The following is a 322-nucleotide window of genomic DNA, read 5'->3' as shown; positions in this document are numbered from 1 at the left end:
AGGTGCATTGCAAGACATGGATCGCGCCGTAGTTATTGGAACCCGCACATTTGGAAAAGGAAATGCGGGTAAACATAATGGTGTGCCTGGCGATTTATTGATTCAGGTACAAGAGGAAGCACATCCCGATCTTCCTATCGACGGCGAAATGCAGGTTAACTTTGCATTGAACAAAGAGCTTCGCGATGCTAAATATCCATTTACCGCCCCGGCTTCCTCCCAGGGGAACATAGATATAGTCGCGGAACCAGGTTAGTGCAGAGTATGTTGTGTTGCTGAATTCGGATGTAGAGGTTACCCCCAACTGGCTCGATCCATTGGT

2 pseudogenes are annotated in these 322 nt (G+C 48.1%); both read left to right on the top strand.

Going from position 1 to position 322, the window contains the following annotated elements:
* Nucleotides 1-205 (top strand): annotated as a pseudogene (locus tag D0T85_RS22125) (S41 family peptidase); the annotation flags it as partial.
* A 43-nt stretch (nucleotides 206-248) separates the two neighbouring features.
* Nucleotides 249-322 (top strand): annotated as a pseudogene (locus D0T85_RS22915) (glycosyltransferase family 2 protein); the annotation flags it as partial.

Origin of the sequence: Bacteroides sp. 519 (assembly GCF_010500955.1) — a bacterium.
Lineage (GTDB): Bacteria > Bacteroidota > Bacteroidia > Bacteroidales > Bacteroidaceae > Bacteroides.
The sequence above is the reverse complement of the archived record's forward strand: the minus strand, read 5'-3'. Positions and strand labels throughout refer to the sequence as shown.